This window comes from Paractinoplanes globisporus DSM 43857, from assembly GCF_000379645.1.
Lineage (GTDB): Bacteria > Actinomycetota > Actinomycetes > Mycobacteriales > Micromonosporaceae > Actinoplanes > Actinoplanes globisporus.
Window position 1 is genome coordinate 1,141,975 of sequence record NZ_KB903294.1, and the last position, 15,266, is coordinate 1,157,240.

The following is a 15,266-nucleotide window of genomic DNA, read 5'->3' on the forward strand; positions in this document are numbered from 1 at the left end:
CTGTCATGACCATTCTCGCGGCCACCGACGGGACCGACTGGAGCATGGCGGCCGTGGAATGGGCCGCCATCGAGGCGCAACGGCGGCACACGCCGTTGCGGATCGTGCACGCGTTCGACTGGGACTGGCACGAGTCCCGATTCGACATCGGCAACGAATACGTCGACGTCAGCCGCCATCTCGCGGAGGGTCTGCTGGCCGAGGCATACGACCGGGCGCGCGAGTGCGCGCCGGACGTCGGCATCGAGACCGAAGCGCTCATCGGGCAGGCCACGCCCCAACTGCTGGAAGCGGCCCGCGGCGCCGAGCTACTGGTGGTGGGCGGCCGGGGCCGCGGCGGGTTCACCGGCCTGCGGCTCGGCTCGGTCAGCCACCGGATGGCCGCGCACTCTCCTTGCCCGGTCGTCGTCGTGCACGGACACGACGTTCCCGGCGGTCCGGTCATCGCCGGAGTCGACGACTCGCCGGCCGCCGACCAGGTGCTCGGCGCGGCCTTCGACGAAGCGGCCGTCCAGGGATGCGACCTGATCATCCTGCGCTCGCTCGCCCCGGCGATCCCGCCCTGGCTGGCCGACGTGCGCCGAGCCGATCTCCTGTCGCCGGAGGACCGGGCGGCCAAGCTGCGCCGGATCGAGGACCAGCTGGCGCCATGGCACGACAAATACCCAGGCGTACGTACCGCGACTGTCCTCACCCACGACACCGCCGCCTCGGCCCTCATCCTGAGTTCCAGGAAGTACCGGCTCGTGGTCGTCGGCTCCCGGGGGCACGGCGCGGTCGGCGGCACCGTGCTCGGATCCGTCGGCCTGCAGCTGCTGCACCACGCCGCCTGCCCGGTGCTGATCGTCCGGGGCGAGGCCGCGCGATGACCACCACCGCGGAGCACGCCTACGACGCGGACAGCGCCGACGCGCTGGCCGTGGACGGCGGGATCATCACGATCCGGCCGGTCCGGCCCACCGATCGCCGAGCGCTTGCGCGGCTCTACGGTGACGCGACACCGGACAGCCTGCGCCTGCGGTTCTTCGCCATGCCCGGCAGTGGCACTATCGCCGCCGAGGTGGACCGGCTGTGTCAGCCGGAGTCCGACCGGCACCTGGCCGTGCCGAGTTCTCGCTGTTCGTCGCCGATGCCCACCGGGGACGCGGGATCGGCACCCTGCTGCTCGAGCACCTGGCCGCGCGCGCTCGTCGACCTCAACCCGGTCCTGGCCGGCCCGGAAGGAGTGGTCGCGGTGGACGCCAAGCTGCGGCTCGCGCCGGTCGGCGCCGAGCCGGATCCCCTGCTGCGCGCCGGAGTCGCCCGGACGGAGCAACCATGTCCACTCGTAAGGCTCTCGCGTTCGCGGCCGACCAGGCCTCCGCCCGCGGCGTGCCGCTGCGGGTGATCCGCGCCTGGAAGCCGGTGGCGGGCCCGTGGCGGAGACGCCGATGGTGACCCGGACCGTCACGCCCCAGGAGCGGCAGCCGTTCGATGACCTGGTCGCGGCATGCTGCTCGGATCCGTGTCCCAGCACATGCTCCGCCACGCCGCGTGCGACATCGCGATCGTGCACGAGGCCAAGGCCTGACAGAGCGACCGGCCCGGGGGCTTCTCCCAGGCCACAGGTCAGGCAGTCGTCAAGGGGCATCCGGCCCGCCGTGCCACCGCGCGCACCACTGCGGTCGCACGGGCGTCGGCGGGCCGGGCCAGCACGGCCAGGCAGCAGCATCGAGTGGCGGCGGTCATGGCGATCGCCGGGTCCACCGCGTTACGGACGGTGACAGAGACCGGCACGTCGGGATGTTTCCCGGCCCACCGTGTCACCAGGTCGGACAGGTCGGCCTCGTCGCCGGGGCGCAGGCCGGCGAACAACACCAGGAGAGAAACCGAACGAATCTGCGCCTCGTCGAACGCCTGCCGCAGGACATCCTCGGCGGAGGCCATGCTCAGGATACCGGCCAGGACCGGCCCGGACGTGCCGGGCCGTCCCGCATCCGGCCTGGTGGTCATGCCGGCCGGCTCGGGCCGACGTCGACGGCGGCGACGCCGGGGACAGTGCGGGCCAGCACGGCGGCGATGCCCTGTTCGGTGTCGTCGTCGAACTCACCGGTGACGTGGGCGACGCCGCCCTCGACGACCGCCGTCCAGCGGTGGCTGCCCGCGTACTCGTCGAGCCTGTGCTGCACCTCGGCGGTGAGCACGTCGTCGCCGCGCACCATGGCGCGCAGGATGTCGCGGCGGCTGATGATGCCGACGACCGTGCCGTCCTCGAGCACCGGCATGCTGCGTACGTCGTGCTCCAGCATCCGCTCGGCCACCTCGGCGACGTCATCGTCGGGGCGAGCGGCGACCGGGTACGGCGACATGATCTCGACGATCATGCCGGGCCGGTTGGCCGGGTCGGTGTCGGGCAGCCGACGCAGGCGCGCGGTGGGGTCGGCGGGCACGCGATGCCAGAGCAGGTCACTCTCGCTCACCATCCCGACCAGCCGGCCGGCGGTGTCCACCACCGGCAGCGCTGTCACCTTGTGAGCGGTGATCAGCTCGGCGGCGCTTTCCACCGTCGCGGTCTGCGTCACGGTGTGCACCGGGCTGCTCATGATGTCCTTGGCCCGCATGACGTCACCTCCGCGCCATCTGCTTCGTCAGATCGACGAGGCGGTTGGTGTAGCCCCACTCGTTGTCGTACCAGCCGAACACCTTCACCAACCGGCCCGACGCCTGGGTGAGCCGCGCGTCGAACACGCAGGACGCCGGGTCGCCCACGATGTCGGTGGATACCAGCGGCGCGTCGGCGTACCGGATGATCCCGGCCAGCGGCCCGTCGGCGGACGCGGCCGCGACCGCCTCGTTCACCTGATCGGCGGTGACCTCCGTCGTCAGCTGCAGGGTCAGGTCGCTGATCGAGCCGTCCACCACCGGCACCCGCAGCGCGACGCCGTCCAGCCGGCCGGCCAGTTCGGGCAGCACCAGGCCCACGGCCTTCGCCGCGCCGGTGCTGGTCGGGATGATGTTCACGCCCGCGGCGCGGGCCCGGCGCGGGTCCTTGTGCGGCGCGTCCAGCACGTTCTGGTCGTTCGTGTACGCGTGCACAGTCGTCAGGTACCCGTGCTCGATGCCGAACGCGTCGTGCAGCACCTTCGCCAGCGGCGCGACGCAGTTGGTCGTGCAGGACGCGGCCGAGACGATCTGGTGCCGCACCGGGTCGTACGTGTCCGCGTTGACCCCCGGGACCAGGGTCGCGTCGACGTTCTTACCGGGCGCCGAGATCAGCACCCGGCCCGCGCCCGCCTTCAGATGCAGCGCGGCGTCGTCCCGCGAGCGCAGCTTGCCGGTGGACTCGATGACCAGGTCGACGCCCAGGTCACCCCAGGGCAGCACGTCGGGCCGGCGCTCGGCGAACGTCGGGATGCTGTGCCAGCCGACGTTGAGCGTCTCGCCGTCGTAGGCCACCTCGGCGTCCACCCGGCCGAAGGTCGAGTCGTACTCGAACAGGTGCGCGAGCGTCCCCGTGTCGTACAGGTCATTGATCGCCACCACCTGAAGGCCCGCGTTGGCCATGTCCTTGGCCAGCAGGCGGCGGAGGTAGAGGCGGCCGATCCGGCCGAAACCGTTGATCGCGACTCGATAGGTCATGATGGTCCTCCCACAGTGGTTCTCCTCCCTCTCAGCCTTCCGTCGCCCGGGCCCGCGGGGCAGAGTCGAAGGTCCCGGCAGAACGGGACCGCTATCGGTACGCCTCGTCCACCCCGGACGATCAACGGGAGTGGCAGCGGGAGGGACAGCCGGAAAGGGCTCAGCGCCGCGGTACCGAAGACCGGGCCTCCACAACGTCGTAGTCGTGTCGGCGCCCCGGCCCGGCAGCAACGACGGCAATCCGCAGGCCGAAGGACCCTGGTGAGGCTCAACTCGACTGGTTGATCATTTGGGGTAGATCGGGCGGACGATCCAGGAAGATGCGGGAGGCGTCATGACTCGCGTTGAGTGCACGTGCACGCGTCGTATCCGGCGGCGGCCCCAGCAAGGCCCTCGTGCCCCACTACCCGAACCGCTCGGAACCTAGCCCGAGCGAAATGCCGATGCCCCAGCCGTGCGACCGATCTCGAAGGTGGGGAGGCGAAGGGCGATGAAGGAGTTCGCCGACTTCCTCGGTGGCCAGCCGCCCTTCGACGGGCTCGACGCCGACGATCTGGTGCGGCTGGTGCGGCACGTGGAGGTCGAGTACTTCGCCGCCGGGGCTGTGGTCGTTGCCGAGGACGAGACGCGGATCGACCACTTGTGGGTGGTCCGCACCGGCGCGTTGGTGGTGCTGGATCGTGGGCAGGTCGTCGACCTGCTCGGTGTGGGTGACATGTTCGGGCATCTCTGGCTGCTGTCGGGTCTGCCACCGCGGCTGCTGGTGCGCGCCGATGAGGAGAGCCTGTGCCTGCGCATTCCCGATCCGCGTGCGTTCCTCGCCAATCCCGAGAGGTTGCGGTTCACCGCGGTGGAAGCAGCCACCCGCCGCGGAGCGCTTGCGGACGGCGCTGTGCTGCGGGGCGACCGGCGACTCGCCGACTTGATGCGCCCGGTCGTCCGGTGCGCCGAGCTCGACAGTGTTCGCGATGCCGCCGACCGGATCAGTGCCGCCGGTGCCTCCTGCGCGCTGGTATCGACGGCTACCGGCCTCGGCATCATCACCGACCACGATTTCCGCCTCCGTGTGGCCACCGGGCGGGTCGGCGTCGACGCGCCCGCCGCGCGGGTGGCGACGGTGCCCGCCCTGACCATCCGCGAGGACGCCACCCAGGCTGCCGCGTTGCTGCGCATGGTGGAGCACGGTGTCCATCACCTCGTCGTGTGCGACCGGTCCGGGCGTCCGGTCGGCGTGGTGCGAGTGGTCGATCTTGCCCAGGCCGACGTTCGCGACCCGCTGCTGATCCGTTCGGCGATCGAGGGCGCCACATCGATCGACCAACTGGCGGAGGCGGCACGGTTGCTGCCGGCCACACTCGTCGAGTTGTTCGACAACGGTGTGTCCGCCGCTCACATCGGTGCGGTGCATGCCGCCATCGTCGACGCTGTCCTCCGGCGGGTGCTGAGCCTGCGCCACAGTCCGGCGCTGGGCGCCGTGGAGCATTCGTGGGTCCTGCTCGGCTCGCTTGCGCGGCAAGAGCCGCTGCCGATGTCGGACATCGACACCGCCCTGGTCTGGGCCGATCCGCCGGAGTCGGAGCCGGACCCGGCCGCAATGATCCGCAAGGAGGCCTGGGAGGTGCTTCGCGACCTACAACGATGCGGGTTGGCCTTGTGCGCGAAGGGCGCGAACGCCCACAGTCCCGTCTTCAGCCGGTCCCGGTCCGGCTGGATCGCCGCCGCCCGCGGCTGGCAGCACGACCCCACCCAGGAGAATGCCCTGCTGCTGTCGGCGATGGTCGCCGACAGCCGTCCCTTGACGAACGTGCCGCTCGGCCGCGCGCTGACCGAGCAGATCCGGACACACACTCGCAGCAACCAGTTCCTGAGGGCGCTGCTGGACGAGGCCTTGGGCTGGCGCCCGCCCACTGGATTCGTCCGGGATTTCGTGGTCGCCCACGGCGGTGAACATCGCGGTCAATTGGATCTCAAGAGTGGTGGGCTGGCCCCGGTGGTGGCGCTGGCACGGTGGATCGCCATAGTCAGCGGCGATGCCCGGGGCACGACGATCGACCGGTTGCGCCGTGGCGCCCGGAGCGGCCTTCTCAGCCAGGACGAGGCCGACACTCTGGCCGGCGGGTTCGAAAATGTCTACGCGATGCTGCTGCGGCACGAACTGCGCGCCGTCCGCGGCGGTACGACGCCCACGACGTACTTCATGCCCCGCGAACTCGACACCCTCACGCGCCGGCACCTGCGCGAGTCGTTCCGCGCCATCGCCCTCGTCCAGACCCGGGTGGACCGGGACTGGTGGAGGCGACTCGACCGATGAGATCGGCCCGGACGATGTTCCGGCGCCGCGCGCCGCTGCCCACGCCGCACCCACGTACCCCCTGGCGCGCGGCGGAGTACTGCGTCATCGATCTGGAGACCACCGGCCTCAACCTTGGCCGCGACGAGATCGTCGCCTACGGCGCGGCGATCGTGGCCGAGGCGCGTATCTCCTGCGGCCGCTCGGCGTACGGGCTCGTGCGTCCCGCCCGCCCTGTTTCTGTCGCGGCCTTGACCGTCCACGGGCTGCGCTCCGCCGATCTGGTCGACGCGCCCACCATCGACGAGGCGGTGGACGACCTCGTCGGTCTGCTCACCAACCGGGTGGTGGTGGCGCACGCGGCCTGGATCGAGCGCGCGTTCCTCAACCGGGCGTTACGCCCGCGCGGGATGTCTCTGGGACGGGCAGTGCTCGACACCGCCGCCCTGCTGCGAGCCTGCCGGCTGGCGGATGTCAGCGCCGCCCGCGAGCCGGATCTCGAGACGGCCTCCCGCCGGCTGGGACTTCCCGTCCACACGCCGCATCACGCTCTCGGCGACTCGTTCACGACCGCCCAAGTCTTCCTCGCCCTCGCCACGCGGCTGGAACGAGGGCACACCGGGAGCAACCCGCGTCCACTCACACTGCGACAGCTGTACGCCATCTCCCGGCACCACAGCCTCGATCGCCGCACGGCCTGAAGGACCGTTCGTGCCGCGGACGGCGCCGGGTCAGAGTCGGGACTTTGGTCCCGGCCGGTCGAGCAATCGGGCTCAAGCGCGAGGAAGGGGTGGCGGGCAGTGTCAAAGGCAAGGACATCGATTGAGGAGGACACCATGACCACCACCGGCCGGGACACCGCCGCCCACCTCGAGAAGGTTGAGGCGCCCGGCTCCATGCTGACCCACGGCGCCGCCCGCGCGCTCGCCGTACTGCGCATCTCCACAGGCTTCGTGTTCCTGTGGGCGTTCTTCGACAAGACCTTCGGCTGGGGCTTCGCCACCCCCTCGGCCCGCGCCTGGATCAACGGCGGCTCCCCCACCAAGGGCTTCCTCTCCAGCGTCGAGGTCGGCCCCGGATGGCTGCAGACCTTCTTCCACAACATCGCCGGCGACCCCTGGGCCAACTGGCTGTTCATGCTCGGCCTGCTCGGCATCGGCCTCGCCTTCGTCCTCGGCATCGGCATGCGCATCGCCGCCGGCGCCGCCGTCGCGATGATGGCCCTCATGTGGCTCGCCGAGTTCCCCCTCGACAAGACCGGCGCGAAGGGCGCCCCGAGCGGCTCGACGAACCCGATCACCGACTACCACTTCATCTACGCCGTCACCGGCATCGTGCTGGCCCTCACCTACGCCGGACACACCTGGGGACTCGGCAAATGGTGGGCCTCCCTCCCCCTCGTCCAGAAGAACCGCTGGCTCATCTGAACACTGCGGACAGTTGCCGCCCGGCCGACAAGCCGGGCGGCATGCCCGCGGTGCCGGCCGGTCGCCGGGTCCGTGAGCCGCCGACGCACCTCGGGCACTGACTAAAGGCTCCGGTCCGGCGGGTACGCGTAAAGGTCGACGAGCCGGTTCCGGGCAGCCTGCAGCCGGTCGGCGACCACGGCCAGGAAGCGGTTCTCCAGCTCACGCCCCAGCTCCGCATCCTCCGCCACCAGCGAGCGGACCTGGGCGGCATCAAGCTCGACCGCCCGGATGTCGCCGACGACGATCGCCCCGAAGCGGCGGCGATACGGCGGCAGCAGCCAGGACCACCCGACCGCCGAACCGGGCGCGAGTTCCTCGACGACGATGTCGCCGCGGCCCGGCACGTGCAGGTCGATCGCGACGGCACCGGAATGCACGAGCCAGAACCGATCGGCCGGCGCGTCCTCGCGGAACAGCCGGTAACCGGCGAAGTGGCAAACCGGCCGGGCGTGCAGGGCGAGCCGGTGCAGCCAGCCGGCCGGCAGGTCCGCGACGACCGGGTGCAATACAAGCAGATCGAAGACCGACAACATGGTCCTGCCTCCCTCACCTCGAGGCCAGGGACGCCGTGGTCGTGGCGAACGCCGACGGCACGCGCGGCGTCCCCGTCGACGCCTGCGGCGGCGTCCAGATGCCCCGTCTGGCCGATCTCGGCGGTGGACTGCTCACGGCCGGCATCGTGCTCGGCCTGATCGCGATCGGCCTCATCGTCCTCGGTGGCGTCGGGCTTGGCCGCCCGTACGTCGGCCGGCGGCACGTTCCGTACTGCGGTGGTCAGACGAGAAGTGTTTCGGCACCGGGCGCACTCCACTCGGCGCGTTCCTTGATGCCGAGCAGCATGCGCCGCTCCATGACCAGGCTGCCCGGTTCGACGACCAGCCGGCTCGCGAGTCGCTGCATGCGGCTCGTCCGGGTGGTCGCGATGCGGTTCCGGCTGACCAGCCGAGTCCCCAACCAGTAGCTGGACAGGTGGAAGATCCAGACCCAGTCGCCGTTGGTGGAGCGGAACGCGAGCGTGTGCTCCGGATCGCAGATCTCCACCCGCATGCCCGGTCCGGTGGGACCGAGCGGCAGGACGTCGCCGACGGCGAGGTGCTGGAGCTCCGGCACGATGTCGTCGGCGCTGTGCATGTCCAGGCCGAGCAGGTTCTCGATCCAGTCATAGGTGTACGCGCCGCCGCGCCCGCTGCCCATCTGCACGAGCCATGGCCAGACCGTCGCCGGCGCGGCCTCGATGGTGATGGCACGGGTGGACTGCAGGTCCGGGTGCGGCAGCAGTTCGTCACCGGGCAGAGGCCCGGCGACCTCCTCGTCGGTGGCGCCGTAACCCAGGCACCACCGACGCGCGGGCGGCGAGTAGGCCGCCGTAGCGGACGCCGCTACCAGGACGACGCCGCCGATTCCCTTCCAGGCTGCTGTTCTCATGTCTTGACGCTGCCTCGCACCGGGCCTGTCCGGTAGAGGCCCTTGGACCCCACCGACAGGACGGTCGGCGCGACCGGGCGGGACGGGTCACCGTCACGGTCGTCTCACCGCGCCGGGCCGATCGGGACACGAGCCCGGGACGCGGCGGGGTCTCGCATCCGCAGCAACGGCACGCCGAGGCCGTACGTCACGAAATGCCCGGTCGGACGGATCTCAAGGACCAAGCTCTCGGTACGGCGCTCGTCAGGGGCAAGACCCGCCAGGCGGGGAAGGCCGCCCAGAACAGCCGGCGGACGCACGACGGCGACGGCCGGGAAACTCACGGTCGCCGGCGGGATCGGCACCAACAGCGACATGATGCCGCCGCGACGGATCGGCACCGTCACCGCCACGTTGCCGTCGGCGGCGATGTGCCGGGCCTTCCAGCTGTATTTGCTGACCACCACGAACATACGACCACCGGACACGGCGTAGACGACACCGCTGGACCGTGGCGTTCCCGCCGGTGTGACGTGGCTGAGCACCGCGAACGACACGTGCGCCAGCGCACGCCAGACGTCCTGTGTGGTCGGTCGGCGGACCGTACGGCCGCCTTGGTGCTGGGTTGAGATGGACATGGGGCACCCCCTCTTCTCCCCAGGCATACCGGTAGCTTCCGGCGCTCGGCAGGGCCGGAAGCACCGGTCCGCCGGGCCGTCCGGCTCGTCGAGTTTGGCGGCGCCCTGCCACTGACACGGGGCGTGAGTTGCCACCCGCCGGCTCACCGAGCCCGGCAGCAGGCTGGCAAAGCCACCACGGCCGGTCTCGGCGTCCGCGAGCAGCTGCGCGGCCGGATGGCCGATCACCGGGTCGTCCTTGATCTCCAGCTCACCGCCCGCCACGCGGGCCTCGTACGAAGCGGCTGCGGTGATGCCTTCGGCGTGCCGGCGCGTGTCGTCCAGATAGACGCCGCTGGAGTCGTAGCGGGCCTCGCGCCACTCCCAGTCGTAGACATGTGTGATTCGCAACGAGCGGGAGACCCCTCGCCGACATCGGAGGGCCTCGCTCAGTGCTTGCCACGCACGACGACCACCGGGCAGTGCGCGTGCTGGACACAGAGCTGGCTTACCGAGCCGAGCAGCGTCCCGGCGAAGCCACCATGCCCTCGGGAGCCGACGACCAGCAGTGCCGCGTGGGCCGACGCATCGATCAGCACCTGGGCGGGGTGCCCGGGCAAGACGGTCTCCATCACCTCGATGTCCGGCGGATCGAAGCCGAGGGCATCCCGTACCGCCTCGCTGAGCAGCCGGCCGGCGGCCGCCCCGAGGTCCTCGGACCCGATCCGGGCCCACCCGGCGTAGGCCGGGACCTCCCACGCGATGATGGCTCTCATCCGTGCCCCGGTCAGTCGCGCCTGATCGAGAGCCCACCGCAGGGCGGCCTTGGAGGGGTTCGAGCCGTCGACACCGACCACTACATCGGAGTCACGAGCCCCGTCGAATCGGTCAACGTCGGACATCGGGTCCTCCTCACGACCGCCCTTCTCACCACGTTCGCTCCAGGAGCCGCTGGGCGTACAGGGCCACCGCGCCCGGCTTTGCTCAGGCCGCGCCAAAGGCGATGCCGGCGCCGAGGTCGGTACGGTCGTCGACATCGAAACTCAGCTTGTCGGCCACCTCGACGACGCCGGGCACCTGGCGGGTCAGCCGGGCGGCCTCGTGCGCCGAGGACCACAGCTCGACCCTGCCGTCCAGGGTCACCGCGCCGTCGTCGACCGTCACGGCAACCGTGCCGACGCGGCCGGCCAGCAGCCCGCAGAGGACGCCTGATTCGATGTCGGCGCGGATCTCGTCGTCCGGGCGCAGGTGCACCTTCAGCAGGTCGCCGCGGGTCACGATGCCGGTCAGCCGGCCGAGATCGTCGACCACCGGGAGCCGCTTCACCTTCTCGTCGTCCATCTTGCGTGCTGCCGCCGCGATCGACGTCCCGGAGAGCACCGTGACCGCCGGCGCGCTCATCAGGTCGGCCGCGGTCCGGGCCTGCGCCTTGACACGCTCGCCCCGATGGCGACGGCTTTCGAACAGCCGAGGCGCCTCGTCGCCCGCGTACTCGATCTTGCGCAACAGGTCCGCCTCGCTCACCACGCCGGTGACGCGCAGGTAGGCATCGACCACAGGCACGGCGCTGACACGATTTTCGATCAGCATGTCCACCATCGACCGGTAGGTGGCGGTCTGATCCACGGACACGACCGCCGTGGTCATCACATCGTCCACTGTCCAGTTCTCCATCACGCACCTCCCTCTGTGCCGAGGCTAGGAGCGCCCGCCGCGGGCGGGCAGGGCCATAGGACCCGACCTTCCCGAGCGCCGCGCGGCGCAGTCCGGTGCGGGGCTGGCTCATGTCCGAGCCGGCCGCCGCGCCCGCGGACGCTGGCCACCCGTGGTGGAAGGTGATGTGCCTGACCAGCGTCGATTACTTCTCGAGGTCACCGTGACCGACCCGTCGGACTTCGAGGCCGATCTTCTGGTCCGCGGTATCGTCCGGCACCACCGCTACCGGGTCCTCACCCTGGAGAGTTCCGCCGTGCCCAACGCTCTTCGGGCACGGCGAGGTGGCACCGGTGACGCGCGAGATCCTGCGCCGGCATGCGCCCGACCCGGCGCGGCGGCCGCACGTACACGCCGGCTGATAGATCGTTGGATCCGCCCGGTCCACCCGCCGACCTGGCCGGACCGAGAGAGCCGGGCCATCACCTGAGCGTGCGAGCGAGCAGCCGGCACAGGCCGAACCCCGTGATCGCCGACGTCGTCGCCGCCATCAGCAGGCCCCCGGCCACGCCGATCGCGGCGATGGCCACCAATCCCTGCCCCGGATGCCACAACGGCATCGAGAAGGCGAGGAAGACGCCGAGGCCGGCCGTCCAGGCAGAGGCCGTCACCGCGATCCACCGGGCCGGGTGGTGCACATACAGGCGGAGAACACACCATTGCGCCGTTCCGATCGACAGCAGCAGCCCGAGGCCCAGCACCGGGCCGAGAGCGATCAGCAGCGACGGAGGGACGTCGATACCCATGCCGACGGCGGTGGAAGGCAACATTCCGATGGCGTACGCGATTACGGCGCCACCCGCGGTAGCCGCGACCCAATGCGCCACATGCAGTCCCTGAAGCGCATGCCGGAGGACACTCGCCTGCGCCCATCCGAGCACGGCCCCTTCCACAGCGCCGGCCAGGACGACGGCCGTCGCCGCGAGTGCCGCGGGCGCGGGCGCGGTCGCCGCCCCGACGACGGCCGGAGCCGAGAATCCCAGAAACTCGCCGAGCGTGACGGTGAAGAACCAGCGCCGCCACAGGCGACGGCCGGACAGCGATCCGCTATCCGCGATCTTCACATGATCCGTGGTGGTCACAGCATGAGCGTGCTACCGGTCGGTGGCTCGCGGCAGGACCGCCATGCCCCCACCCTCGGGCCTTTCGCCTCTGACCCCGGAGACGGCACGGCGCCACGGTGGGCGGGAAACCACATGCCGGCCGGTCGGCCCGCGCATGAACGGAGACCGTCATGAATCCACATTCCATCGTCGTCGGCACGGCCGGCCCCGATTCCGGCAACACCGCCGTCGAGTGGGCCGCCCGTGAAGCCCAGCTCCGTCGACGGCCGCTGCACATCGTGCACGTCCTCGAGTGGAGTCCCGACGAGGCGCGAGAGGCCGGCGGCAGCAGCTACGTCGAGCGCGTGTGGTCGGCCTCGGAGGCGTTGACGGGCGCGGCGCGGCGACTGGCGCTCGAGGTCGCGCCCGAGGCAGACGTCACCGTGGGCACCCTGGTCGGTCACCCGGCCGCCCGCCTGCTCGAGGTCGCTGACAACGTGGAGCTCATGGTCCTCGGATGCCGTGGCCGCGGTGGATTCGCGGGGCTTCGGCTGGGCTCGGTCAGCCAGCGTGTCGCCACACACGCGTCCTGCCCTGTGGCCGTCGTGCGCGGCCGGCCGCATGCCGACGGTCCGGTCGTCGCCGGCGTCGGCGACTCCGCAGCCGCCGACCATGTTCTGGAAACCGCCTTCGAGGCCGCGGCCGCACGGTTGGCAAGCCTGGTTGTGGTCCGCTCGTTCGCGCCCGCGATCCAGCTCTGGGTGGCGAGCGTCAGCCCCTCCGAAATCGCGACACCGGAGCAGGACGCCGCCGAACGTGGCCGCGTCGAGGAGCAACTGGCATCCTGGCGGGGCAAGTTCCCCGAGGTGCCGGTCGAGATCGTGCTGACGCACGACGGCATCGCCGGAGCCTTGGTGGACGCGTCGTCCAGCGCCCGACTGGTGACCGTGGGAAGCCACGGCCGCGGCGCCATCCGCGGCGCCCTGCTGGGATCCACCGGTCTGCACCTACTGCATCACGCCGGCTGCCCGGTCCTCGTCGCCCGTCCACGCGGCGACCGCGCGTCCTGACGCATCTGTGCTCCGCCGGGGGACCATCCGGGCCGGCGACGTCACCGTCGGGCAAGCGCGGCGGACTCGGCCCTGGGCGGGCGGGATCCGCCGCGAATCCGAGCCACGCGGAAGACGGCTGGCCGGTCGGCGGGTCAGCCGATCATGCGAACGGCACCGACCACGTCAGGACCGTACCGGCGCGTTGGCCCGGCTCGATGGAAAGCGTGCCGTGGTGGCGCTCGGCGCGCTGCCGGAGGTTGGTCAGTCCGCTGCTGTGCCCGCTCTCAGTGAATCCGACGCCGTCGTCGCGCACCTCCAGCGTTAGCTCGCCGTTCGCGACCGTGGCGATGACCTCGGCCGAACTTGCCCTGGCGTGCCGGCCGACGTTGCTGAGCGCCTCGCGCAGCACCGCGACGAGGTCGTCCACGACGTCCCCGCGAACCGTGTCGAGCAGGCCGGAGAATCGCAGCGCCGGTTCGAAGCCGAGCGTCTCGCGGGCCTCGGTGACGATGTCCAGCAGCCGGGCACGGGTACCGCCGGTCGTGGTGTTCTGCCGGGTCTGCTGCAACGCGAAGATCGTCGTCCGGATCTGGCCGATGGTGTCGTCGAGGTCGTCGATGATGCTCGAGATGCGATCTTGCGCAGCGCCGGGCCCCACCCGAGCGGCCACGGTCTGCAGCGACAGACCAGCGGCGAAGAGCTTCTGGATGACGTGGTCGTGCAGGTCGGCGGCGATCCGCTCGCGGTCGTCCAGCATCGCCACGCGCTGCTGCTCCGCCCGGGCCTCGGCCAGCTCGATGGCGACCGCGGCCTGGGCGGCGAATCCGCTGGCCATCTCGAGTTCCTCGGCCGCGAAGCCGGCCGCGCCACGGCGACGGAACGCGCCCAGCACACCCAGCACCCGGGTCGACCCCCGCAACGGAAGCATCATGGTGGGGCCCACGTCGAAAGCGCCGCTCGTCAGCGGATCGATGCCGGCCTCCTGAGGCTCGTTCAGGCGCAGCGGTTCACCCTCGCGATAGACCTTCCCACTCAACGAGCCGTCCAATGACAGGACCTGACCCGTCAAGCCGTTCGCGCCGTCACCGACGGCGACCTCGATGCCCAGGACGTCCCCGTCGGGCAGCGGCAGGACGACGATCACCAGATCAGCGCGGGCCAACTCCCGACTGCGGTCGGCGATCATCCGCAGCGCCGTACCCTCCTGGTCATCGGCTGCCACCAGCTGACCGGTGATGGCCGCGGACGCCTGAAGCCACTCGCCGCGACCACGCGCGAACTCGTACAGCCGGGCATTGTCGATGGCAACCGCGGCGGTAGCGGCCATCGCCCGGGTGAGCTCCTCGTCCTCCTCACTGAACTCGCCCTTGTCGCTCTCGGCGAGGTAGAGGTTGCCGAACACGGTGCCGCGGATCTCGATCGGCACACCGAGGAAACTCTCCATCGGCGGATGCTCGGGCGGAAATCCCGAGGAACGGGCATCGTCGGCGATGCGACGCAGCCGGATCGGCCGAGGATCATCGATCAGCGCGCCGAGCAGGCCCTTGCCCTGAGGGAGATGCCCGATGCGGCCAAGCATGTCGTCGGGCATGCCGACGTGCACGAACTCGCTGAGCCCGCCACCGGGTGCGATGACGCCAAGAGCGGCATAGCGAGCACCTACCAGCTCCCGCGCAGCCTGAACGACGTGCTGCAACACCAGGGACAGATTCAACTCCCCGACGATCAGCTGATTGGCCCGCAGCAGGCCGCGCAACCGGCCCTGGGTGCCCATCACTTCCTGCGCTCTGCTGACCAATTGACCCAGCAGCTGATCAAGCTCCAGGCGAGGCTGATCGGGAAAGGTGAGCCGTGCCGCCGAGCCGGACGGCTGATCCTGCGCATCGGGGTCGTGGGCCGACATAGCCGCACCTCCTGGCCGGGCAGCACCGCTGCGGTGAGCAGCCCTCGGCATGACGAGCCACCTGATGCCACGGCGTCGGATCACACACCTGAGCACCGAAGAGGCCGTGTTCCCCCCGCTCAGCCGGAGCCTACCCGATGAGCATGACGCCACCGAC

General features: G+C 70.9%; 16 protein-coding genes. 6 read left to right on the top strand and 10 right to left on the bottom strand.

The annotated features are described in order from the left end of the window. Window positions 1-5: 5 nt before the first annotated feature. Window positions 6-869, top strand: a complete 864-nt coding sequence (locus A3CQ_RS0104955; protein WP_020509807.1) for a universal stress protein — start codon at window positions 6-8, stop codon at window positions 867-869. 202 nt (window positions 870-1,071) lie between these two features. After that, on the top strand, window positions 1,072-1,437 hold the full coding sequence (locus A3CQ_RS61995; protein ID WP_084698915.1) for a GNAT family N-acetyltransferase: 366 nt from the start codon (window positions 1,072-1,074) through the stop codon (window positions 1,435-1,437). Between the two features lie 171 nt (window positions 1,438-1,608). Here the strand turns inward: A3CQ_RS61995 and A3CQ_RS0104970 are convergent, their stop codons facing one another. Genes A3CQ_RS0104970 through gap form a run of 3 tightly spaced genes read right to left on the bottom strand, consistent with a single transcriptional unit; the run spans window position 1,609 to window position 3,618 of the window. Continuing rightward, window positions 1,609-1,992 (bottom strand): hypothetical protein, encoded by a 384-nt coding sequence (locus A3CQ_RS0104970; RefSeq protein ID WP_020509809.1) that lies wholly within the window; start codon window positions 1,990-1,992, stop codon window positions 1,609-1,611. Beyond that, window positions 1,989-2,600, bottom strand: a complete 612-nt coding sequence (locus A3CQ_RS0104975; RefSeq protein WP_020509810.1) for a CBS domain-containing protein — start codon at window positions 2,598-2,600, stop codon at window positions 1,989-1,991. The genes A3CQ_RS0104970 and A3CQ_RS0104975 overlap by 4 nt, the downstream gene beginning before the upstream one ends. Before the next feature lie 4 nt (window positions 2,601-2,604). Next, window positions 2,605-3,618 carry a type I glyceraldehyde-3-phosphate dehydrogenase gene (gene gap / locus A3CQ_RS0104980; protein WP_020509811.1) on the bottom strand — a complete coding sequence of 338 codons (1,014 nt, stop codon included), beginning with the start codon at window positions 3,616-3,618 and terminating at the stop codon, window positions 2,605-2,607. A gap of 490 nt (window positions 3,619-4,108) precedes the next feature. Here gap and A3CQ_RS0104985 point away from each other — a divergent pair, with 490 nt between their 5' ends. The 3 genes from A3CQ_RS0104985 to A3CQ_RS0104995 all read left to right on the top strand — a co-directional run bounded on the left by A3CQ_RS0104985 (window position 4,109) and on the right by A3CQ_RS0104995 (window position 7,335). Continuing rightward, window positions 4,109-5,929: a putative nucleotidyltransferase substrate binding domain-containing protein gene (locus tag A3CQ_RS0104985; protein ID WP_020509812.1), complete on the top strand. Its 1,821-nt coding sequence runs from the start codon at window positions 4,109-4,111 to the stop codon at window positions 5,927-5,929. After that, complete coding sequence (locus A3CQ_RS0104990) at window positions 5,926-6,609, top strand: 3'-5' exonuclease (protein ID WP_211216455.1); 684 nt, start codon at window positions 5,926-5,928, stop codon at window positions 6,607-6,609. The genes A3CQ_RS0104985 and A3CQ_RS0104990 overlap by 4 nt, the downstream gene beginning before the upstream one ends. A 135-nt stretch (window positions 6,610-6,744) precedes the next feature. Continuing rightward, complete coding sequence (locus A3CQ_RS0104995) at window positions 6,745-7,335, top strand: DoxX family membrane protein (protein WP_020509814.1); 591 nt, start codon at window positions 6,745-6,747, stop codon at window positions 7,333-7,335. Between the two features lie 101 nt (window positions 7,336-7,436). Here the strand turns inward: A3CQ_RS0104995 and A3CQ_RS0105000 are convergent, their stop codons facing one another. The 6 genes from A3CQ_RS0105000 to A3CQ_RS0105025 form a co-directional block, all read right to left on the bottom strand. Then, the gene (locus tag A3CQ_RS0105000; protein ID WP_020509815.1) at window positions 7,437-7,910 is read right to left on the bottom strand and encodes a Crp/Fnr family transcriptional regulator; all 474 of its coding nucleotides are present in this window, start codon (window positions 7,908-7,910) and stop codon (window positions 7,437-7,439) included. Window positions 7,911-8,151: 241 nt separating this feature from the next. Then, window positions 8,152-8,802, bottom strand: a complete 651-nt coding sequence (locus tag A3CQ_RS0105005) for a hypothetical protein (RefSeq protein WP_020509816.1) — start codon at window positions 8,800-8,802, stop codon at window positions 8,152-8,154. Window positions 8,803-8,906: 104 nt separating this feature from the next. Beyond that, on the bottom strand, window positions 8,907-9,809 hold the full coding sequence (locus A3CQ_RS57100; protein ID WP_020509817.1) for a hypothetical protein: 903 nt from the start codon (window positions 9,807-9,809) through the stop codon (window positions 8,907-8,909). A 38-nt stretch (window positions 9,810-9,847) separates the two neighbouring features. Next, a complete protein-coding gene (locus tag A3CQ_RS0105015; RefSeq protein WP_020509818.1) occupies window positions 9,848-10,300 on the bottom strand; it encodes a universal stress protein in 453 nt (150 codons plus the stop codon). Between the two features lie 82 nt (window positions 10,301-10,382). Then, window positions 10,383-11,072, bottom strand: coding sequence for a CBS domain-containing protein (locus A3CQ_RS0105020; protein WP_026205324.1), 690 nt, complete (start codon window positions 11,070-11,072; stop codon window positions 10,383-10,385). 461 nt (window positions 11,073-11,533) lie between these two features. Continuing rightward, a complete protein-coding gene (locus tag A3CQ_RS0105025; RefSeq protein ID WP_211216456.1) occupies window positions 11,534-12,193 on the bottom strand; it encodes a hypothetical protein in 660 nt (219 codons plus the stop codon). A 152-nt stretch (window positions 12,194-12,345) separates the two neighbouring features. Between A3CQ_RS0105025 and A3CQ_RS0105030 the strand changes: the two genes are divergently transcribed. Next, window positions 12,346-13,224: a universal stress protein gene (locus A3CQ_RS0105030; RefSeq protein WP_020509821.1), complete on the top strand. Its 879-nt coding sequence runs from the start codon at window positions 12,346-12,348 to the stop codon at window positions 13,222-13,224. A gap of 142 nt (window positions 13,225-13,366) precedes the next feature. Here A3CQ_RS0105030 and A3CQ_RS51565 read toward each other — a convergent pair whose 3' ends face one another. Continuing rightward, a complete protein-coding gene (locus A3CQ_RS51565) occupies window positions 13,367-15,109 on the bottom strand; it encodes a sensor histidine kinase (protein WP_051115134.1) in 1,743 nt (580 codons plus the stop codon). Window positions 15,110-15,266: the final 157 nt, after the last annotated feature.